Origin of the sequence: Pseudomonas sp. Teo4, from assembly GCF_034387475.1 — a bacterium.
In the GTDB taxonomy this organism is placed as follows: Bacteria; Pseudomonadota; Gammaproteobacteria; order Pseudomonadales; family Pseudomonadaceae; genus Aquipseudomonas.
This window is the reverse complement of record NZ_JAXCIL010000001.1, coordinates 3179143-3197796: the sequence shown is the minus strand read 5'-3', so window position 1 is coordinate 3197796 and position 18654 is coordinate 3179143. Positions and strand designations below refer to the sequence as shown.

The 18654-nt window shown below is 61.5% G+C and carries 19 protein-coding genes; all 19 read left to right on the top strand.

Features of this window, described 5'->3' with window-relative positions; genetic code table 11:
• Positions 1–11: 11 nt before the first annotated feature.
• The 19 genes from PspTeo4_RS14320 (at position 12) to PspTeo4_RS14230 (ending at position 18612) form a co-directional block, all read left to right on the top strand.
• Positions 12–1304 carry a motility associated factor glycosyltransferase family protein gene (locus PspTeo4_RS14320; RefSeq protein ID WP_322364464.1) on the top strand — a complete coding sequence of 431 codons (1293 nt, stop codon included), beginning with the start codon at positions 12–14 and terminating at the stop codon, positions 1302–1304.
• The gene (locus tag PspTeo4_RS14315; protein ID WP_322364463.1) at positions 1301–1549 is read left to right on the top strand and encodes a hypothetical protein; all 249 of its coding nucleotides are present in this window, start codon (positions 1301–1303) and stop codon (positions 1547–1549) included. Before PspTeo4_RS14320 ends, PspTeo4_RS14315 begins: the two co-directional genes overlap by 4 nt.
• Positions 1550–1766: 217 nt before the next feature.
• The gene (locus PspTeo4_RS14310) at positions 1767–2621 is read left to right on the top strand and encodes a flagellin domain-containing protein (protein WP_322364462.1); all 855 of its coding nucleotides are present in this window, start codon (positions 1767–1769) and stop codon (positions 2619–2621) included.
• A 70-nt stretch (positions 2622–2691) separates the two neighbouring features.
• Entirely contained in the window at positions 2692–3045 is a 354-nt protein-coding gene (locus PspTeo4_RS14305; RefSeq protein ID WP_322364461.1) for a flagellar protein FlaG, read from the top strand.
• Positions 3046–3128: 83 nt separating this feature from the next.
• The gene (gene fliD, locus PspTeo4_RS14300; protein WP_322364460.1) at positions 3129–4544 is read left to right on the top strand and encodes a flagellar filament capping protein FliD; all 1416 of its coding nucleotides are present in this window, start codon (positions 3129–3131) and stop codon (positions 4542–4544) included.
• Between the two features lie 171 nt (positions 4545–4715).
• The gene (gene fliS, locus PspTeo4_RS14295; RefSeq protein ID WP_322364459.1) at positions 4716–5111 is read left to right on the top strand and encodes a flagellar export chaperone FliS; all 396 of its coding nucleotides are present in this window, start codon (positions 4716–4718) and stop codon (positions 5109–5111) included.
• A 13-nt stretch (positions 5112–5124) separates the two neighbouring features.
• Complete coding sequence (locus PspTeo4_RS14290) at positions 5125–5421, top strand: flagellar protein FliT (RefSeq protein WP_322364458.1); 297 nt, start codon at positions 5125–5127, stop codon at positions 5419–5421.
• A gap of 165 nt (positions 5422–5586) precedes the next feature.
• Positions 5587–7062: a transcriptional regulator FleQ gene (gene fleQ, locus PspTeo4_RS14285; RefSeq protein ID WP_322364457.1), complete on the top strand. Its 1476-nt coding sequence runs from the start codon at positions 5587–5589 to the stop codon at positions 7060–7062.
• Between the two features lie 409 nt (positions 7063–7471).
• Positions 7472–8689, top strand: a complete 1218-nt coding sequence (locus PspTeo4_RS14280; protein ID WP_322364456.1) for a sensor histidine kinase — start codon at positions 7472–7474, stop codon at positions 8687–8689.
• Positions 8689–10065: a sigma-54 dependent transcriptional regulator gene (locus tag PspTeo4_RS14275; protein ID WP_322364455.1), complete on the top strand. Its 1377-nt coding sequence runs from the start codon at positions 8689–8691 to the stop codon at positions 10063–10065. The genes PspTeo4_RS14280 and PspTeo4_RS14275 overlap by 1 nt, the downstream gene beginning before the upstream one ends.
• 107 nt (positions 10066–10172) lie before the next feature.
• Positions 10173–10505, top strand: a complete 333-nt coding sequence (fliE, locus tag PspTeo4_RS14270) for a flagellar hook-basal body complex protein FliE (protein ID WP_322364454.1) — start codon at positions 10173–10175, stop codon at positions 10503–10505.
• Positions 10506–10521: 16 nt separating this feature from the next.
• A complete protein-coding gene (fliF, locus tag PspTeo4_RS14265) occupies positions 10522–12300 on the top strand; it encodes a flagellar basal-body MS-ring/collar protein FliF (protein WP_322364453.1) in 1779 nt (592 codons plus the stop codon).
• Entirely contained in the window at positions 12293–13312 is a 1020-nt protein-coding gene (fliG, locus tag PspTeo4_RS14260) for a flagellar motor switch protein FliG (RefSeq protein WP_023381528.1), read from the top strand. Before fliF ends, fliG begins: the two co-directional genes overlap by 8 nt.
• Before the next feature lie 162 nt (positions 13313–13474).
• Positions 13475–14236 (top strand): flagellar assembly protein FliH, encoded by a 762-nt coding sequence (gene fliH / locus PspTeo4_RS14255; protein WP_322364452.1) that lies wholly within the window; start codon positions 13475–13477, stop codon positions 14234–14236.
• Positions 14226–15584: a flagellar protein export ATPase FliI gene (fliI, locus tag PspTeo4_RS14250; protein WP_322364451.1), complete on the top strand. Its 1359-nt coding sequence runs from the start codon at positions 14226–14228 to the stop codon at positions 15582–15584. Before fliH ends, fliI begins: the two co-directional genes overlap by 11 nt.
• Before the next feature lie 6 nt (positions 15585–15590).
• A complete protein-coding gene (gene fliJ / locus PspTeo4_RS14245; RefSeq protein ID WP_322364450.1) occupies positions 15591–16043 on the top strand; it encodes a flagellar export protein FliJ in 453 nt (150 codons plus the stop codon).
• Between the two features lie 155 nt (positions 16044–16198).
• Positions 16199–16504, top strand: coding sequence for an STAS domain-containing protein (locus PspTeo4_RS14240; protein ID WP_322364449.1), 306 nt, complete (start codon positions 16199–16201; stop codon positions 16502–16504).
• Positions 16505–16512: 8 nt separating this feature from the next.
• Entirely contained in the window at positions 16513–18204 is a 1692-nt protein-coding gene (locus PspTeo4_RS14235) for a fused response regulator/phosphatase (RefSeq protein ID WP_322364448.1), read from the top strand.
• A gap of 60 nt (positions 18205–18264) precedes the next feature.
• The gene (locus tag PspTeo4_RS14230) at positions 18265–18612 is read left to right on the top strand and encodes an Hpt domain-containing protein (RefSeq protein ID WP_322364447.1); all 348 of its coding nucleotides are present in this window, start codon (positions 18265–18267) and stop codon (positions 18610–18612) included.
• The last annotated feature ends 42 nt before the right edge of the window (positions 18613–18654 follow it).

Genomic DNA, 18654 nt, shown 5'->3' with positions numbered 1-18654 from the left:
AAGCTCAACCCATGAGCGAGTTTTTCCAGCGTAACGCTGAAGTGCTGCAGGCCCGCTGGCCGGTGTTGTTCGAGCGCCTGCAAGGTGAAACGGGTGAAGCGCTCGAGGTCGAGTTGGTGGAAGGGCTGGGGTCGACACTGAGTGTGTCCGGCATTCAGCTCACCAGTCGCCACGACCGGCTAGCCGAAGCGCGTCAGCAGGCGGCAAGCCTGCCCGCGGACAGTTCCATCCTCCATCTCTATGGCACCGGCCTGGGTGACGTGCAGCGCGTACTGCTGGAGCGGCCGGGCCTTGTCCGACTGCAGGTGTACCTGCTCAATGGCGCCCTGTTCCAGCTGGTGTTGCAACTGCTCGATCAGTCCGACTGGCTGGCCGATCCACGGGTCGAGCTGGCTTACGCTGGCGACAGTGCGGACATCACCCTGCCGTTCTTCGCCTTGCCATCCGAGTTGGTGCTGGCCGATGACTTCAATGCGAAGATCCGCGACCGGCTGATCAGTGAAGTCCATCTGACGGACAACAATCGCGCCTTCGATGTGGCTGACTCGCGCCTGCAGAAGCTACTCGAAGACAGCTTGCCGCTTCTGCGTCAGGATCCTGATGTGGCCGCGTTGTTCGGTAGCCAGGCGGGGCGTGACTGCTACGTGATCGCCACCGGTCCGACCTTGGCCGGGCATCTGCCGGCCTTGGCAAAGGTCCGAGCCCAGGCCGAGCGGCCGCTGTTCATCTGTGTCGACACCGCTTACCTGCCACTGCTGCGCGCCGGAATCCGGCCCGACATCGTGGTCAGTGTCGACCACAAGATTCGCCTCCATCACCTGCCACCGGAAGATTCGGCGGCGACCACCCTGGTATACATGCCGATGCTGGATGTAGAGCTTCTCGGTTGCTGGCGTGGGCCGCGTTACAGCGCCTATTCCGCCAGCGCGTTGTATGCCCAGGTGCGTGAAGCGATACCGCGTGCCGAGTTGTTCGTCGGCGGCAGCGTGATTCACCCGGCGGTGGACCTGGCGGTGAAGATGGGGGCAGGGTGCATTACCCTGTTCGGCGCCGATTTCGCCTTCCCGGGCGACCGTACCCACACCGGTTGGGATGATGGCGTGCTCGGCCCTGCAATCTCGGCGGCGCGACATTGGGTGTTGGACGGCCATGGCCAGCGGGTGCGCACTCAGCTGAACTTCCGGGGATATTTGATCGAGCTGGAGCGTTTCATTGCGCGCCATCCTCAGGTGCACTTCCACAACACCAGTCGGGCGGGCGCGCAAATCGCCGGCACTACCTTTGATCCGGAGTTCTGCGCATGACTGCCGCCACTCAATGGGTTGCGGCCCGTGAATGCGCCGCGTTGTTTCGTCTCGGGCGGGATGTGGAGGGGGCGTTGCGGATGGTCGAGCTATTCGACGCCGTATTGCCGCAGGTCGAACCCCAGGCGGGGGCGGTGGTTTTGCAGGCCATGCTCGATGCGCAGCAGCGCCAGGACTGGCTGGCGCTGGCCGACTATCTCGAATACGAGTTGCTGCATTTGATCGAACAGGCGTCTTCGAACTGAAGTGTGAAGTGCGTCACACAGTGTTGGTGCGCGGGATGGTGAGGGGTTGGGCTGGAGGGCCCGGTTTGCAAGGGGTGGCGCGGTGATGGCATTTTTTTTTGGAAAACCCCTAAAGCAACTTGCAAACCCGACGATAACCATTACGAAGGTTCTCTAGGCCACACCCGGCGGATGCCAGGGCCGGAAGCCGCAGTATCCATCCAACGAGGAATTCGTCATGGCATTAACCGTAAACACCAACACCACTTCGCTGGGCGTGCAGAAGAACCTGAACAAAGCTTCCGACGCTCTGAGCACCTCGATGACTCGTCTGTCCTCGGGCCTGCGTATCAACAGCGCCAAAGACGACGCCGCTGGTCAGCAGATCGCCAACAAGCTGCAGACCATGGTTACCGGTACCACCGTTGCCATCAAGAACGCCAACGACGGTAACTCGATCACCCAGACCGCTGAAGGCGCTCTGTCGGAAATCACCAACATCCTGCAGCGTATGCGTGAGCTGGCTCTGCAAGCGCGTAACGACTCGAACGGTACCACTGAACGCGCCGCTCTGAACAAAGAGTTCGCTGCCAAGTCCGACGAAATCACCCGTATCGCTACCTCCACCACCTACGGCACCAGCAAGCAACTGCTGAACGGCACCGCTGGCACCATGGAGTTCCAGGTCGGTGCCATGACCGGTACCAGCCAGATTCTGAGCGTTTCGATGACCTCCAGCTTCGCGGCTACCGCCCTGGCTGTTGGTACCGGTGCTCTGGCGATCTCGGGTACTTCCGACTCCGCAGTGCACACCGCCGTTGACGGTGCAATCACTGCGATCGACGCCGCACTGCAGAAAGTGGATGACAAGAAGTCGGAACTGGGTGCTATCCAGAACCGCTTCCAGTCCACCATCAACAACCTGCAGAGCATGAACGAGAACTCGTCTTCCGCCTTGGGCCGTGTTCAGGACACCGACTTCGCCGCAGAAACCGCTCAGCTGACCAAGCAGCAAACTCTGCAGCAAGCTTCGACCGCAGTTCTGGCTCAGGCCAACCAGCTGCCATCCGCCGTACTGAAACTGCTTCAGTAATAGCGCGATGAAGTTCGGCGAGAGGGTGTATACGCACTCTCTCGCTTTTTACTTTCAGAGGTGATGTGCGATGGACATAAGCGTCAAGTCGAGCCCGTCGTATCCGGTGTCGTCGCTGGCCGGCAATACCCATAAGGATGATGCGGTCGAGAAAGCCTACGGGCAGGTCCGCAAGACATCGCAGGAAGACGCTCCCAAGAGCGAGGCCGAGTTGCATTCGGCTGTCAAGGAAATACAGGATTTCGTCCAGTCGTTGCAGCGCAACCTGGAATTTTCGGTGGATGATTCCACCGGCACCTGGGTCGTCAAGGTCGTTGCCCGTGACAGTGGCGAGGTGATCCGGCAGATACCGTCGGAAACCGCGCTGGAGCTGGCTCGGAGTTTGCACGACGTCAACAGTCTGCTCTTCGATGAGAAAGCTTGACGGCTGGCAGGTCATTTGAATTGTTGCACCGATGCTGATGAGGAAGCTCAGCTTTTCGGCGTTAACCAGAGAAGGAGGATGTAATGGCAAGTCCAATTCTACCGAGTTTGGGGCTGGGTTCCGGTCTCGATACCGCGTCCATTGTGAAGGCCCTGGTTGATGCCGAGAAAACCCCCAAGCAAAGCCAGATCGATCGCCGCACCTCGGCCAATACCGCGTCGATTTCCGCAGTAGGTGGTCTCAAGAGTGCTCTGGCGGCATACAAGACTGCGCTGGAGAAGCTCAATGACAGCTCCAACCCGGCATTTCTCGGGTCTGTGGCCACTACCTCCAACGATAAGTACGTAAAGGCTACCGCTGGCAGTTCGGCGGTCAATGGCAGCTATTCTGTCCAGGTCACGCAACTGGCGACGGCTTCGCGGGTTGCCAGTCAGCGGTTTGCTGACAGCAGCTCCGAGGTTTCTGACACTGGCGGCACGCTGACCATTACCCAGAACGGCGTCGGCTTCGACGTTACCATTCCGGCCAACGCTACCTTGCAGCAGGCGCGTGATGCGATCAACGCACAGGCGACTTCGAAAGGCTTCACGGCCAATATCGTCAATGATGGGCAGGGCTCCCGTCTGGTCTTGAGCTCCACGACCATGGGCGAGCTTTCGGATATTTCCACCTCGGGCATCGACTCTTTGGCGATTAGTCCGGCCGATCAGATCACCGATGATGGCGGTGCCGGGCGTATTGGTGACCTGGCGCAGGATGCTGAGTTTGTAATCGACGGCATGGCTCTGACCAGCAAGTCGAACAAGGTCGACAACGCTATCAGTGGCATGACGTTCGAGTTGTTGTCCAAGACTGAAGCGCTGTCACCGGTATCGATCAGCGTGACGGCGAACACCGAGGGCCTGAAGACCTCCGTGCAGTCCTTTGTCGATGCCTATAACTCGCTGGTGCTGGCAATCAATGGTGTCAGCAAGTCGGTCCAGGGATCTGATGGTACCTGGTCGACGCCTGCGCTGTCGGGCGACTCTGCAGTGCGCAGCATGCTCACGGCGCTGCGTAATGAACTGGTGGTTCCGGCGACTTCCGGTTCGGGGCAGTTGAGTGTGCTTTCGCAGCTGGGGATCAATACCACTCAAGGCAGTGGTCTTCTGGAATTCGATTCGACCAAGTTCACCAAGGCGATCGAAGATCAGAAGCTCGGCGGCGAGGTGCAGAGCCTGTTCAATGGCGATGGTGGTCTGCTGGATCGAATGACCAAGGCCATGGAGCCGTTCTCGGCAACGGGTGGTGTGCTTGATGAGCGCAGCAAGTCGCTTGAGGTAGCCAAGAAGGGCCTGAGTCTGGAGCAGAGCTCGCTGGATGCCCGTATCAAGGATTTGGAAGCATCTCTGACCAAGAAGTACAACACCATGGATACCTTGGTCGGTCAGTTGAACGCGCAGCGCGACAGCGTTGTTTCCATCTTCGAAGCGATGGCGGCCCAGCAGAAGAACTCCTGATTGACATCGCCCGGTGATGCCGGGTCAGAGATGCGATGGGGTAAGTCGAAAGTAACGCCAAAAGCCCGACGAAGCGTGACGCTCTGTCGGGCTTTTTGTATTCTCGCTAAAGTTTTTTGACGCCGCGCCGATAGCCCGGTCATACAGCAACCCCGTGGTGACGAGGTACCCATGAATCCAATGTTAGCCCTTCGGCAATACCAGAAGATCGGCGCCCAGGCGCAGACCTCCGAGGCGAGTCCGCATCGTCTGGTGCAAATGCTGATGGAAGGCGGCCTGGACCGTATTGCCCAGGCCAGCGGTGCGATGCAGCGTAAGGACATTGCCGGCAAAGGCATCGCAATCGGCAAGGCCATCGGCATCATTGGCGGGCTGCGCGAAGGTCTGGATCGCGACAACATGACGGATGAGCTCAATCGTCTCGATAACCTGTACCTGTACATGACTCGCCGTCTGAGCGAGGCCAATGTCCATAATGACCCGTCGATTCTGGACGAGGTCAGGGACTTGCTGACCACGGTCAAGGAAGGTTGGGATGCGGTCGGCGAGCAGTCGGCGGCATCCTGAGCCGGGAGGTTGTATGAGCGAGGTGATCGAGCGTATCGAGCGGACCCGCGATGCATTGCTGGCCGCTTTGGCCAGTCGTGACTGGAATGTGGTCAGCGAGCTCGACCTTGAATGCCGTATCTGTGTCGAGGATGTACTGGCAGAGGCGCTCAGCAACGAGGCTGCAGTGCGTTCGAGTCTTGAGGGGCTGCTGGCGGTTTATCAGCAGCTAATCGAGGTTGCAAGTGGCGAGCGTCAATCAATAGTCGACGAGATGACGCAAATCCGTCAGGCGAAAAGTGCTGCCAAGGTATACCATCTGTTCAGTTGACCACAGATGTACAAAAAGCCGTGCGCCATTAATTTGACTACGTGCTGTTTTTTGACTTTACTAGTGGCTGTTTTCGAATTTCAGACGTCCGAACACTGACCATTCAGTCGGAATGATGTCGAGCACGCCTAAGGGCGCCGATATGACTAGGGAAGTTGCTATTGCATGTGGCGTGAAACCAAAATTCTCCTGATCGATGACGACAGCGAGCGCCGCCGCGATCTGGCGGTGGTCCTGAACTTCCTCGGCGAAGAAAACCTCCCGTGCTCCAGTCAGGACTGGCAACGGGTGGTCGAGCCGTTGTCTTCGAGTCGCGAAGTGCTGTGCGTGCTGGTCGGTACCGTGAATGCTCCAGGTGGAGTACTCGGGCTCGTTAAGACAGTGGCTGGGTGGGATGAGTTCCTTCCGGTTCTGCTTTTAGGTGAAATTTCTTCTGCGGACTTCCCGGAAGACTTGCGCCGCCGGGTCCTGTCCAACCTGGAAATGCCGCCAAGCTACAGCCAGCTGCTCGATTCCCTGCACCGTGCCCAGGTTTATCGCGAGATGTACGACCAGGCGCGTGAGCGTGGTCGGCAGCGTGAGCCGAACCTGTTCCGCAGCCTGGTGGGTACCAGTCGGGCGATCCAGCACGTGCGGCAGATGATGCAGCAGGTGGCCGACACCGACGCCAGCGTGCTGATCCTGGGCGAGTCCGGCACTGGCAAGGAGGTGGTGGCGCGTAACCTGCACTACCACTCCAAGCGCCGTGAAGCGCCATTCGTGCCGGTCAATTGCGGCGCGATCCCTGCCGAGTTGCTGGAAAGCGAACTGTTCGGCCACGAGAAGGGCGCCTTCACCGGGGCCATCACCAGCCGTGCCGGGCGCTTCGAGTTGGCCAATGGCGGTACGTTGTTCCTCGACGAGATCGGTGACATGCCGTTGCCGATGCAGGTCAAGCTGTTGCGGGTGTTGCAGGAGCGTACCTTCGAGCGCGTTGGCAGCAACAAGACCCAGAGCATCGATGTGCGAATCATCGCGGCAACCCACAAAAACCTCGAAACGATGATCGAGGACGGGACCTTCCGCGAAGACCTGTATTACCGGCTCAACGTGTTCCCCATCGAGATGGCGCCGCTGCGTGAGCGTGTGGAAGACATCCCGCTGCTGATGAACGAACTGATTTCGCGCATGGAGCACGAGAAGCGCGGTTCGATCCGCTTCAACTCGGCTTCGATCATGTCGCTGTGCCGTCACGGCTGGCCGGGCAATGTCCGCGAGCTGGCCAACCTGGTCGAGCGCATGGCGATCATGCACCCGTATGGGGTGATTGGCGTCTCGGAGCTGCCGAAGAAGTTCCGCTACGTCGATGACGAAGACGAGCAGTTGGTCGACAGCCTGCGCAGCGATCTCGAAGAGCGCGTGGCCATCAATGGCCATGCACCGAACTTCGCCAACCATGCCATGTTGCCGCCCGAGGGTCTGGACCTGAAGGACTATCTGGGCAGTCTCGAACAGGGGTTGATCCAGCAGGCGCTGGACGATGCCAACGGTATCGTTGCGCGCGCGGCTGAACGTTTGCGTATTCGTCGGACCACCCTGGTCGAGAAGATGCGCAAGTACGGCATGAGCCGCCAGGGTGGCGAGGATCAGGCTGAGGATTGATTGGGTAGGCCTTGCGCAAGCCTTGCGGTTTGCGGTGCGGCGAATATCGAGCGCCGCCCGCGCGGCGCATCGCGAGCAAGGCTCGCTCCTACGTTTGTTTACGGCCAATAACGCCTGTGACCGGTGCGCGCGACCGCCTTGTTCGTACGATCCGATGTCCCGCCATGCGCCAAGGCGTTCGCGCGCAAATTCCACAGGCATAACTGGCCCGAAACAAACGTAGGAGCGAGCCTTGCTCGCGATGCGCCGCGCGGGCGGCGCTCGATCTCGATCCCGCCACAAATCCCAAGGTGTACCTCCCCGCAAAACCCAAGCCCTACCCTCAGCAAACCCCCATCTCCGGCACGGCTATTGCTACATCGCTAGCAACATACCGTTTTTATGACGGTCAGCCACGCGAGAGAGCACGATGCCCCAGGCCGCCCACTTTTCCCGAACCCCCAATCCACCAGGGGGTGCCTCGGTCGAACAGGAGAGTCGACAAGGGCTTGAGCAGGCTTTCGCCCTGTTCAATCAGGTTTCCAGTCAGCTCAGTGAGTCCTACAACATGCTCGAGGCCCGCGTCAGCGAGCTGCGTGGCGAGTTGGCGGTTGTCAGTGCGCAGCGCATGGACGAACTGGGTGAGAAGGAGCGCTTGGCCAATCGTTTGCAGAATCTGCTGGACTTGCTGCCGGGTGGCGTCATCGTCATTGATGGGCAAGGGCTGGTGAGTGAGGCCAATCCGGCGGCTTGCGACCTGCTGGGTGAGCCGCTGGTGGGGCAGCTGTGGCGCGAAGTGATCGCCCGCAGTTTCGCGCCGCGCAAAGATGACGGCCACGAGGTGTCCCTGCGCGATGGCCGTCGGTTGTCCATTGCCACGCGCTCGCTCGACGCTGAACCAGGCCAGTTGGTGTTGCTCAACGACCTGACTGAAACCCGTCGCCTGCAAGACCAGTTGGCGCGCCATGAGCGTCTGTCATCCCTGGGGCGTATGGTCGCTTCCCTGGCGCATCAGATTCGTACGCCGTTGTCGGCCGCCATGCTCTACGCCAGCCATTTGGCGGACGAAAGCCAAGCGCTCGCGCCGCAGACCCGTCAGCGCTTTGCCAGCAACCTCAAGGAGCGCTTGCACGAACTGGAGCACCAGGTGCGTGACATGCTGGTGTTTGCCCGTGGCGAATTGCCGTTGGGCGACCGTATCACGCCCAAGGGGCTGTTTCAGGCGCTGCAGCAGGCGGCGCAGTCCCATGTCCAGGGGCATGCCGTGCGTTGGCAGTGCGACAGCCACCTGGGCGAGCTGTTGTGCAATCGCGATACCTTGGTCGGCGCGTTGCTCAACCTTATCGAAAATGCCTTGCAGGCCAGTGACGGACCGGCCCGGCTCAAGGTGCACCTGTACCGTCGCCAGCAGGTGCTGCATCTGTGCGTCAGCGATGCCGGCTGCGGCATCGGGGCCGATGTGCTTGAGCGTCTGGGTGAGCCGTTCGTGACCACCAAGGCCACGGGAACCGGGCTGGGTCTGGCGGTGGTCAAGGCGGTGGTGCGTGCGCATCAGGGCAGTGTGCGCTTGCGTTCGAAGGTGGGGCGCGGCACCTGTGTCAGGGTCGAGTTGCCGTTGATCGACGGGCAGCCAGCGGAGGCTATGTAATGGAAATCAAGGTGCTGCTGGTCGAGGATGACCGCGTATTGCGCCAGGCATTGGGCGATACCTTGGAAATCGGTGGCTACGCCTATCGTGCCGTGGGCAGTGCCGAGGAAGCGCTCGAAGCTGCAAGTGGCGAGGCGTTCAGCCTGGTGGTCAGCGATGTGAACATGCCGGGCATGGATGGTCACCAGCTGCTGGCTCAGTTGCGGCGTCACCACCCACACTTGCCGGTGTTGTTGATGACGGCCCATGCCGCGGTGGAGCGTGCTGTCGAGGCGATGCGCCAAGGTGCGGTCGACTACCTGGTCAAGCCGTTCGAGCCCAAGGCGCTCTTGAGTCTGGTGGAGCGACATGCTGCCGGGCGCGTAGGGGCGGCTGACGAAGATGGGCCAGTGGCTTGCGAGCCGGCCAGCCGGCAATTGCTGGAGCTGGCGACGCGGGTCGCGCGCAGTGATTCCACCGTGTTGATTTCGGGGGAGTCAGGCACTGGCAAGGAAGTGCTGGCGCGTTTCATTCACCAGCAATCGCTGCGCGCAGCGCAGCCTTTTGTGGCGATCAACTGCGCGGCGATCCCCGACAACATGCTCGAAGCCACCTTGTTTGGCCATGAAAAGGGCGCTTTCACCGGTGCTATCGCCGCCCAAGAAGGCAAGTTCGAGCAGGCCAATGGCGGCACCTTGCTGCTCGATGAGATTTCCGAGATGCCGCTGGGGCTGCAGGCCAAGTTGCTGCGTGTGCTGCAAGAGCGCGAGGTGGAGCGGGTTGGTGGGCGCAAGCCGGTTGCGCTGGACATCCGTGTGCTGGCCACCACCAACCGTGACCTGGCTGGCGAGGTGTCGGCGGGGCGTTTTCGTGAAGATCTGTATTACCGCCTTTCGGTGTTCCCTTTGGCATGGCAGCCGCTGCGTGAGCGCAATGGCGACATTCTGCCGTTGGCCGAGCGCCTGCTGGCGCGTCATGTGGCCAAGATGAAGCATGCGCCGGTGCGTCTGTCCACCGAGGCGCGCGCTTGCCTGCAGGGTTATGCCTGGCCGGGTAACGTCCGTGAGCTGGATAACGCACTGCAGCGGGCTTTGATCCTGCAGCAGGGTGGCGTGATCGAGGCGGCGGATTTCTGCCTGGCTGGCGCCATACCCTTGGCGGGTACAGTAAGTGCCACTATTGAGCCATTATCCGAAGATTTGACGGTCGAGGCCACTGGGCTGGGTGATGACATGCGTCGTCACGAATTCCAGATGATCATCGACACCCTGCGCGCCGAGCGTGGTCGCCGCAAGGAAGCTGCCGAACGGCTGGGGATCAGCCCGCGTACCCTGCGTTACAAGTTGGCGCAGATGCGTGATGCCGGGCTTGATGTCGAAGCCAGCCTGTACGGCTGAAACCACGAAATTAACAGGATGGTGAGCGGGCTGGCACTCTTGTTGCTAGCTCCAGGCTATCCGCTGCATCAGTGTCAAAAAAATGCGGCCGCCGGAGAGAGAAGGTCATGAGCCAAGGTGTTGAATTCAATCGTCTGATGTTGGACATGCGTGCCATGCAGGCTGAAGCCATGTCCGCGCCCAAGGCGTCGGCCGCCGCAGAGCTGGCGCCGGGCCAAAGCAGCTTCGCCGACATGCTCGGCCAGGCTATCAACAAGGTGCATGAGACCCAGCAGGCTTCCAACCAGCTGGCCAACGCCTTCGAGATCGGCAAGAGCGGTGTCGACCTGACCGACGTGATGATTGCTTCGCAGAAAGCCTCGGTGTCCTTCCAGGCGCTGACGCAGGTACGTAACAAGCTGGTTCAGTCGTACCAGGACATCATGCAGATGCCGGTTTAAGGACGGAAGTTAAGTCATGGCCGAAGCAGTCGTCGATAACGCCCCCGCCAAAAGTGGCCCGCCAGCGGCCAAGCCGCCGCTGTTCGGCATGGCGTTCCTGGAAAACATCTCGCAGATGCCCATGCTGCGTCAGGTCGGCCTGCTGGTCGGGTTGGCCGCCAGCGTGGCGATCGGCTTTGCCGTGGTGCTCTGGTCGCAACAGCCGGACTACCGCCCGCTGTACGGCAGCCTGGCCGGGATGGACACCAAGCAGGTCATGGATGTGCTGGCGGCTGCCGACATTCCCTACAACGTCGAGCCCAATTCCGGTGCTCTGCTGGTCAAGGCCGACGACCTCTCCCGTGCGCGCCTGAAACTGGCTGCCGCCGGCGTGGCGCCGAGCGACGGCAATGTGGGCTTCGAGATTCTCGACAAAGAGCAAGGCCTGGGCACCAGCCAGTTCATGGAGGCTACCCGCTACCGCCGTGGTCTGGAAGGCGAGCTGGCACGTACCATTTCCAGCCTGAACAATGTGAAGGCGGCGCGTGTGCACCTGGCGATCCCGAAAAGCTCGGTGTTCGTCCGTGATGAGCGCAAGCCAAGCGCCTCGGTGCTGGTCGAGCTGTATCCGGGCCGCGCCTTGGAGGCGGGGCAGGTGATGGCTATCGTCAACCTGGTCGCCACCAGTGTGCCAGAGCTGGACAAGTCGCAGGTCACCGTGGTCGACCAGAAGGGCAACCTGCTCTCCGACCAGCTGCAGGACACCGCCCTGACCATGGCCGGCAAGCAGTTCGACTACAGCCGCCGCATGGAAAGCATGCTGACCCAGCGCGTGCACAACATCCTGCAGCCGGTGCTGGGTAACGATCGCTACAAGGCCGAAGTGTCCGCCGACCTGGACTTCAGCGCGGTGGAATCCACGTCCGAGCAGTTCAATCCAGACCAGCCTGCACTGCGCAGCGAGCAGGCGGTCAACGAGCAACGCTCCAGCAGCCAAGGCCCGCAGGGCGTGCCGGGTGCGCTGAGCAACCAGCCCCCGGCAGGCGCCGCAGCACCGGAAAACGCAACTGCCGCCGCACCTGCGGCCGGTGCGATCCAGCCAGGTCAGCCCCTGGTGGATGCCAACGGCCAGCAGATCATGGACCCGGCCACTGGCCAGCCGATGCTGGCGCCATACCCGGCTGACAAACGTGAGCAGACCACCAAGAACTTCGAGCTGGACCGTTCCATTAGCCACACCCGTCAACAGCAGGGTCGCCTGACCCGTCTGTCGGTGGCGGTGGTGGTCGACGACCAGGTCAAGGTCGATGCCGCCAGCGGCGAGACCACTCGCGCCCCATGGGGTGCCGAGGATCTGGCGCGCTTCACCCGTCTGGTACAGGACGCGGTGGGCTTCGATGCCAGCCGTGGCGACAGCGTGACGGTAATCAACGTGCCGTTCGCCGCTGACCGTGGCGAAGAGATCGCCGAAATCGCGTTCTACCAGCAGCCGTGGTTCTGGGACATCGTCAAGCAAGTGCTGGGCGTGGTGTTTATTTTGGTGTTGGTGTTCGGCGTGCTGCGTCCGGTGCTCAACAACATCACAGGTGGCGGCAAGCAGGCTGCCACGGACAGCGACATGGAGCTGGGCGGCATGATCGGTCTGGATGGCGAATTGGCCAACGACCGCGTCAGCCTGGGTGGCCCGAGCAGCATTCTGTTGCCAAGCCCTTCCGAGGGCTACGAGGCACAGCTCAACGCAATCAAGGGCCTGGTGGCCGAAGACCCGGGTCGTGTGGCCCAGGTCGTGAAAGAGTGGATTAACGCCGATGAGTGATAACCGAGCCGTTGCCGCCAAGCTGAGCCGCGTAGACAAAGCGGCCATTCTCCTGCTCTCCCTGGGCGAGACCGATGCCGCCCAGGTCCTGCGACACATGGGGCCCAAGGAAGTGCAGCGGGTCGGTGTGGCCATGGCGCAAATGGGTAACGTGCACCGCGAGCAGGTCGAGCAGGTGATGAGCGAGTTCGTCGACATCGTCGGCGACCAGACCAGCCTGGGCGTGGGCTCGGACGGTTACATCCGCAAGATGCTCAACCAGGCGCTGGGCGAAGACAAGGCCAACGGCCTGATCGACCGCATCCTGCTTGGTGGCAACACCAGTGGCCTGGACAGCCTGAAGTGGATGGAGCCGCGCGCCGTGGCCGATGTCATTCGCTACGAGCACCCGCAGATCCAGGCCATCGTGGTGGCCTACCTCGACCCTGACCAGGCCGGTGAAGTGCTGAGCAACTTCGACCACAAGGTGCGTCTGGACATCATTCTGCGTGTTTCGTCGCTCAATACCGTGCAGCCGGCAGCGCTCAAAGAGCTGAACCAGATCCTCGAGAAGCAGTTCTCGGGCAACTCCAACGCCGCGCGGACCACGCTGGGTGGTATCAAGCGTGCTGCCGACATCATGAACTTCCTCGACAGTTCGGTGGAAGGCGCGCTGATGGACTCGATCCGCGAAATTGACAACGACCTGTCCGAGCAGATCGAAGACCTGATGTTCGTCTTCAACAACCTGGCCGATGTCGACGACCGCGGTATCCAGGCGCTGCTGCGCGAGGTGTCCTCCGACGTGCTGGTGGTGTCGCTCAAAGGTGCCGACGAGCGGGTCAAGGACAAGATCTTCAAGAACATGTCCAAACGTGCGTCGGAGCTGCTGCGCGACGACCTCGAGGCCAAGGGGCCGGTGCGCGTCAGCGACGTGGAAACGGCGCAGAAGGAAATCCTCACCATTGCCCGTCGTATGGCCGAAGCCGGCGAGATCGTGCTCGGCGGCAAGGGTGCCGAGGAAATGATTTAAAAGGTTGCCGGTTCATGCTGGCTGGCGCTGCCCCTGTGGGAGCGGGTTTACCCGCGAATGCGCCAGACCGGCCGATGAGGTTGCCCCTGCCGATGCATTTGCGGGTAAACCCGCTCCCACAGGGAATGCATTGGCTGAACATGTTTTTGAGAATCTGACGGCATGTCCACCACTGAACACCCCAGCGACCTGATCCGCGCCCGCGACCTCGAGGGCGTCGATGTCTGGGCGCTGCCCAGCTTCGACCCAGAGCCGGAGCCCGAGCCTGAACCTGAACCCGAAGTCATCGAGGAAGAGGTCGAAGAGGTGCCGCTGGAGGAAGTCCAGCCGCTGACCCTCGAAGAACTTGAGGCGATCCGTCAGGAGGCCTACAACGAAGGCTTCGCCACCGGCGAGCGCGAGGGCTTTCACAGCACTCAGCTCAAGGTGCGTCAGGAGGCTGAGGAAGCCCTGGCGGTGAAGTTGGCCAGCCTGGAGCAGCTGATGGGCAACCTGCTCGAGCCGATTGCCGAGCAGGACACGCAGATCGAGAAAACCCTGGTGCACCTGGTCGCGCACATGACTCGCCAGGTGATCGGTCGCGAACTGCGCACCGATTCCAGTCAGATCACCCAGGTGCTGCGCGAGGCGCTCAAGCTGTTGCCCATGGGCGCCGACAACATTCGCATTCACCTCAACCCCCAGGATTTCGAGCTGGCCAAGGCCCTGCGCGAACGTCACGAAGAAAGCTGGAAGCTGCTGGAGGATGAAGCGCTCCTGCCGGGTGGCTGCCGTATCGAAACGGCCCACAGTCGCATCGATGCGACCATGGAGACGCGCATCGAGAAGGCTGTGACGCAGCTGTTCGACCAGTTGCACGACCAGTCGCTGCATCCGGCAGCGCCGGACCTCAGCGTCGAGCTGGGCGACCACGATGCGCCTTGACCGCACCAGTTTCGGCAAGCGCCTGGGCACCTACGTCGAGGCGATCAAGCTGCCCACCCAGCCGGTGGTCGAGGGCCGCCTGCTGCGGATGGTGGGGCTGACCCTGGAAGCCGAGGGCTTGCGCGCTGCTGTGGGCAGCCGCTGCCTGGTGATCAACGATGACAGCTACCACCCGGTGCAGGTCGAAGCCGAAGTCATGGGCTTTGCCGGTACCAAGGTCTTTCTCATGCCGGTAGGCAGCATTGCCGGCATTGCCCCGGGCGCGCGGGTGGTGCCGCTGGACGACAGCGGCCGCCTGCCCATGGGCATGAGCATGCTGGGTCGGGTGCTGGACGGTGCCGGCCGCGCATTGGACGGCAAGGGCGGGATGAAGGCCGAGGACTGGGTGCCGATGGACGGCCCGATCATCAACCCGCTCAATCGTGACCCGATCAGCCAGCCGCTGGACGTGGGCATCCGCAGCATCAACGGCCTGCTGACCGTCGGCCGTGGTCAGCGCTTGGGTCTGTTCGCCGGTACCGGTGTCGGTAAGTCGGTGCTGTTGGGCATGATGACCCGCTTCACCGAGGCTGAAATCATCGTGGTCGGCCTGATCGGTGAGCGGGGCCGCGAGGTGAAGGAGTTCATCGAGCATATTCTCGGTGAAGAAGGGCTCAAGCGCTCGGTGGTGGTGGCGTCACCCGCCGACGATGCCCCCTTGATGCGTTTGCGCGCCGCCATGTACTGCACCCGAATTGCCGAGTACTTCCGCGACAAGGGCAAGAACGTCCTGTTGCTCATGGATTCCCTGACTCGCTTTGCCCAGGCCCAGCGGGAAATTGCCTTGGCCATCGGTGAGCCGCCGGCGACCCGTGGTTACCCGCCGTCGGTGTTCGCCAAGCTGCCCAAGCTGGTGGAGCGGGCAGGTAATGGTGAGCCGGGCGGTGGGTCGATCACCGCGTTCTATACGGTGCTCTCGGAGGGCGATGACCAGCAGGACCCGATCGCCGACTCCGCGCGGGGTGTGTTGGACGGCCACTTCGTGCTGTCGCGGCGCCTGGCGGAGGAGGGGCATTACCCGGCCATCGATATCGAGGCGTCCATCAGCCGGGTGATGCCCCAGGTGGTCGATGCCAACCATTTGCGCCAGGCGCAGAAATTCAAGCAGCTGTGGTCGCGCCTGTCGCAAAGTCGCGACCTGATCAGCGTCGGTGCCTATGTGGCCGGTGGCGACCCGGAAACGGACCTGGCCATTGCCTTGCAGCCCAAGTTGGTGGACTTCCTGCGACAAGGTCTGGATGACAACGTCGGCATGGCCAAGAGCCGTGAGCAACTGGCGATGATCTTCACGCCGCCGGGTGGGGGCTGATAGTCGATGGCCTTGCCCAGTCGTGCCGCGCGTCTTGCGCCAGTGGTGGACATGGCCGAAGAGGCCGAGCGCAAGGCTGCTCAGCGCCTGGGGCATTTCCAGCAGCAGGTTGCCCAGGCCCAGGCCAAGCTGGCGGAGCTTGAGACCTTTCGTGAGGGTTACCAGGCGCAATGGATCAATCGCGGGGGGCAGGGTGTCAATGGTAGCTGGCTGCTGAACTACCAGCGTTTCCTGGCGCAGCTTGAAACGGCCATGACCCAGCAGCGGCAGAGTCTGAGCTGGCACCAGAATAACCTCAACAATGCCCGTGGCATCTGGCAGCAGGCCTATGCCCGGGTGGAAGGCCTGCGCAAGTTGGTGCAGCGGTACATGGATGAGGCGCGGCGGGCCGAGGACAAGCGGGAGCAAAGGTTGCTGGATGAACTGTCGCAGCGCCTTCCGCGGCAGGGGCACTTGTAGGTTGTGCTGGCTCCTGCAGGTACGGCGCGGTCCGTGTGGGAGCCGGCTTGCCGGCGATAGGGCCGGTACAGGTTGCAGATACTGCCTTGCGGCGCCTGTCAGTGGCTGCTAAACCTTGAAGAGTTGCATTCGCCATCATCGAAGGAATCGCTAGTATGGCAGTCGAGAGTGATTTTTCGCAGGACGAGAAAAAGCTGACGATCAAGATCAAGGGGCGCTTCGATTTCGGCAAGCATCAGGAGTTCAGGGATGCTTACGAGCGCCAGGCCAGCCGGCCTGACTCGGTAGTCGTCGATCTCAAGGACACCACCTACCTGGACAGCTCCGCGCTCGGCATGCTGCTGTTGCTGCGTGATCACGCAGGCGGCGACGACTCGGACGTGCGGGTGGTGCACGCCAGCTCTGATGTGCGCAAGATCCTGGCGATCTCCAATTTCGAAAAACTGTTCGATATCAGTTGAGTGTCGTGATGTCGGCTGATCAGGCGTTGACCGTGCTGGTGGCTGAGGACGGCGCGGCTGATCGCTTGTTGCTTGCGCAAATCGTCCGGCGCCAGGGGCATCAGGTGTTCACCGCTGAAAACGGTGAGCAGGCGGTGGCCCTGTTCGTCGAGCGAAGGCCGCAGCTGGTGTTGCTCGACGCGCTCATGCCGGTGATGGATGGCTTCGAGGCCGCACGGCAGATAAAGGCCCTGGCGGGTGAGGCGTTGGTGCCGATCATCTTTCTCACCTCGTTAAGTGAGGAGGATGCCTTGGTGCGCTGCCTGGAGGCTGGTGGCGATGACTTCATGGCCAAACCCTACAGTGCGGTGATTCTCGGTGCCAAGATCCGCGCCATGGACCGTTTGCGACGCCTGCAGGCCACGGTGCTTGAGCAGCGCGACCAGATCACTCGTCATCACCATCACCTGCTGAACGAGCAGCGGGTTGCCAAGGCGGTGTTCGACAAGGTGGCCCATTCCGGCTGTCTGTCGGCGCCCAACATTCGTTACTTGCAGTCGCCCTATGCGTTATTCAATGGCGATTTGTTGTTGGCGGCGTTCACTCCGTCCGGTGACATGCATGTACTGCTGGGCGACTTCACCGGCCATGGCCTGCCCGCTGCCGTCGGCGCCATGCCCCTGGCCGAGGTGTTCTATGGCATGACCGCCAAGGGCTACGGCATGGCGCAGACCCTGCGCGAAATGAACGCCAAGCTCAAGCGCATCCTGCCGGTGGACATGTTCGCCTGCGTGATGCTGCTTAACCTCAGCGTGCAGCGTGGCTCGGTGGAGGTATGGAACGGCGGCATGCCCGATGGCTACCGGCTGTCGGCCAGCGGTGAGGTGCTGTCGACGCTCAGCTCGCGTCATCTACCGCTGGGCATCCTCGCGCCGGAGCGTTTCGACGACAGCACCGAAGTGCTTCCATTGGCCCCTGGCGAGCGTTTGCTGCTGCTTTCCGATGGCGTGGTCGATACGGCCGATGAGCAGGATCGTCTGTTCGGTGTTCAGCGCCTGCGTGAGGTGCTGGCCGACAACAGTGACCCAGGCCTGCTGTTCGACGAGGTCATGCAGGCGCTCAAGCGGTTTGGCGGGCGTCCCAGGGATGACATCAGCCTGTGCGACATTCGCATGTTCGCCCCTGGCGAGCGGGTGCCTGCACCGACGCTGTACTCAGATAGTGGGCGCTCAAGCCCGTTGGACTGGTCGTTGGGGTTCGAGCTACGTGGTGAAAGCCTCAAGCGTTTCAACCCGGTGCCGTATCTTGTGCAGTTGCTGCAGGAAATTCATGGCCTGCGGCCCAGTACCGGCAGTTTGCACAGCGTGCTCAGCGAGTTGTATTCCAATGCCCTGGAGCATGGTGTTCTGGGCCTGGATTCGCAGCTCAAGCGTGATGTTCAGGGTTTTGCCGACTATTATCAGGAACGCGCCCGGCGTTTAGGTTCATTGGTCGAAGGCCATGTGCGGATCGACCTGCGGGTGGAACCGCTTGCCCATGGCGGGCGTCTGACCATCGAAGTGCGAGACAGCGGTGCCGGCTTCGATGTTTACCAGGTGTTGTCGCGAACGCCTCGGGAGCAGGGGCTCAGTGGTCGTGGCCTGGGCCTGGTGCAGCGGCTGGGTGACCGCGCCGAATGGTGCGAAGGCGGGCGCTGCGCACGGGTCTGCTTTGACTGGTAAGTCCAATGGTGGGTCGCAGGGCGGCTCAGGCATAATCCAACTTGATCAAGGAGTGAACAAGTGACTGACATGCATATAGACCACAAGGTGCTCAGTGATTTGCGGGAAGTCATGGAAGATGGCTACCTGCAACTGCTGGAGACCTTTCTGGAAGATTCCGAACGGCGCTTGAGTCAGCTGCATGAAGCCAAGAATGCCGATGAGCTTGGTATTGCTGCTCACAGCTTCAAGGGTAGTAGCAGCAATATGGGTGCGGTCGGCCTGGCCAGCTTGTGCCAGCAGTTGGAGGATCGGGTCAGGCAGCAGCCGCTGTACGGCATCGAAGACCTGATCAATCGAATCGACCAGGAGTACCTGGAGGTTCAGCGCTTCTATCGCGGTGAGCAAGAGCGCGTTTCTGCAGGTTGATTTGCGACTTGGCGCGACTTTTGCCTGTCTTTGCCCAGACGT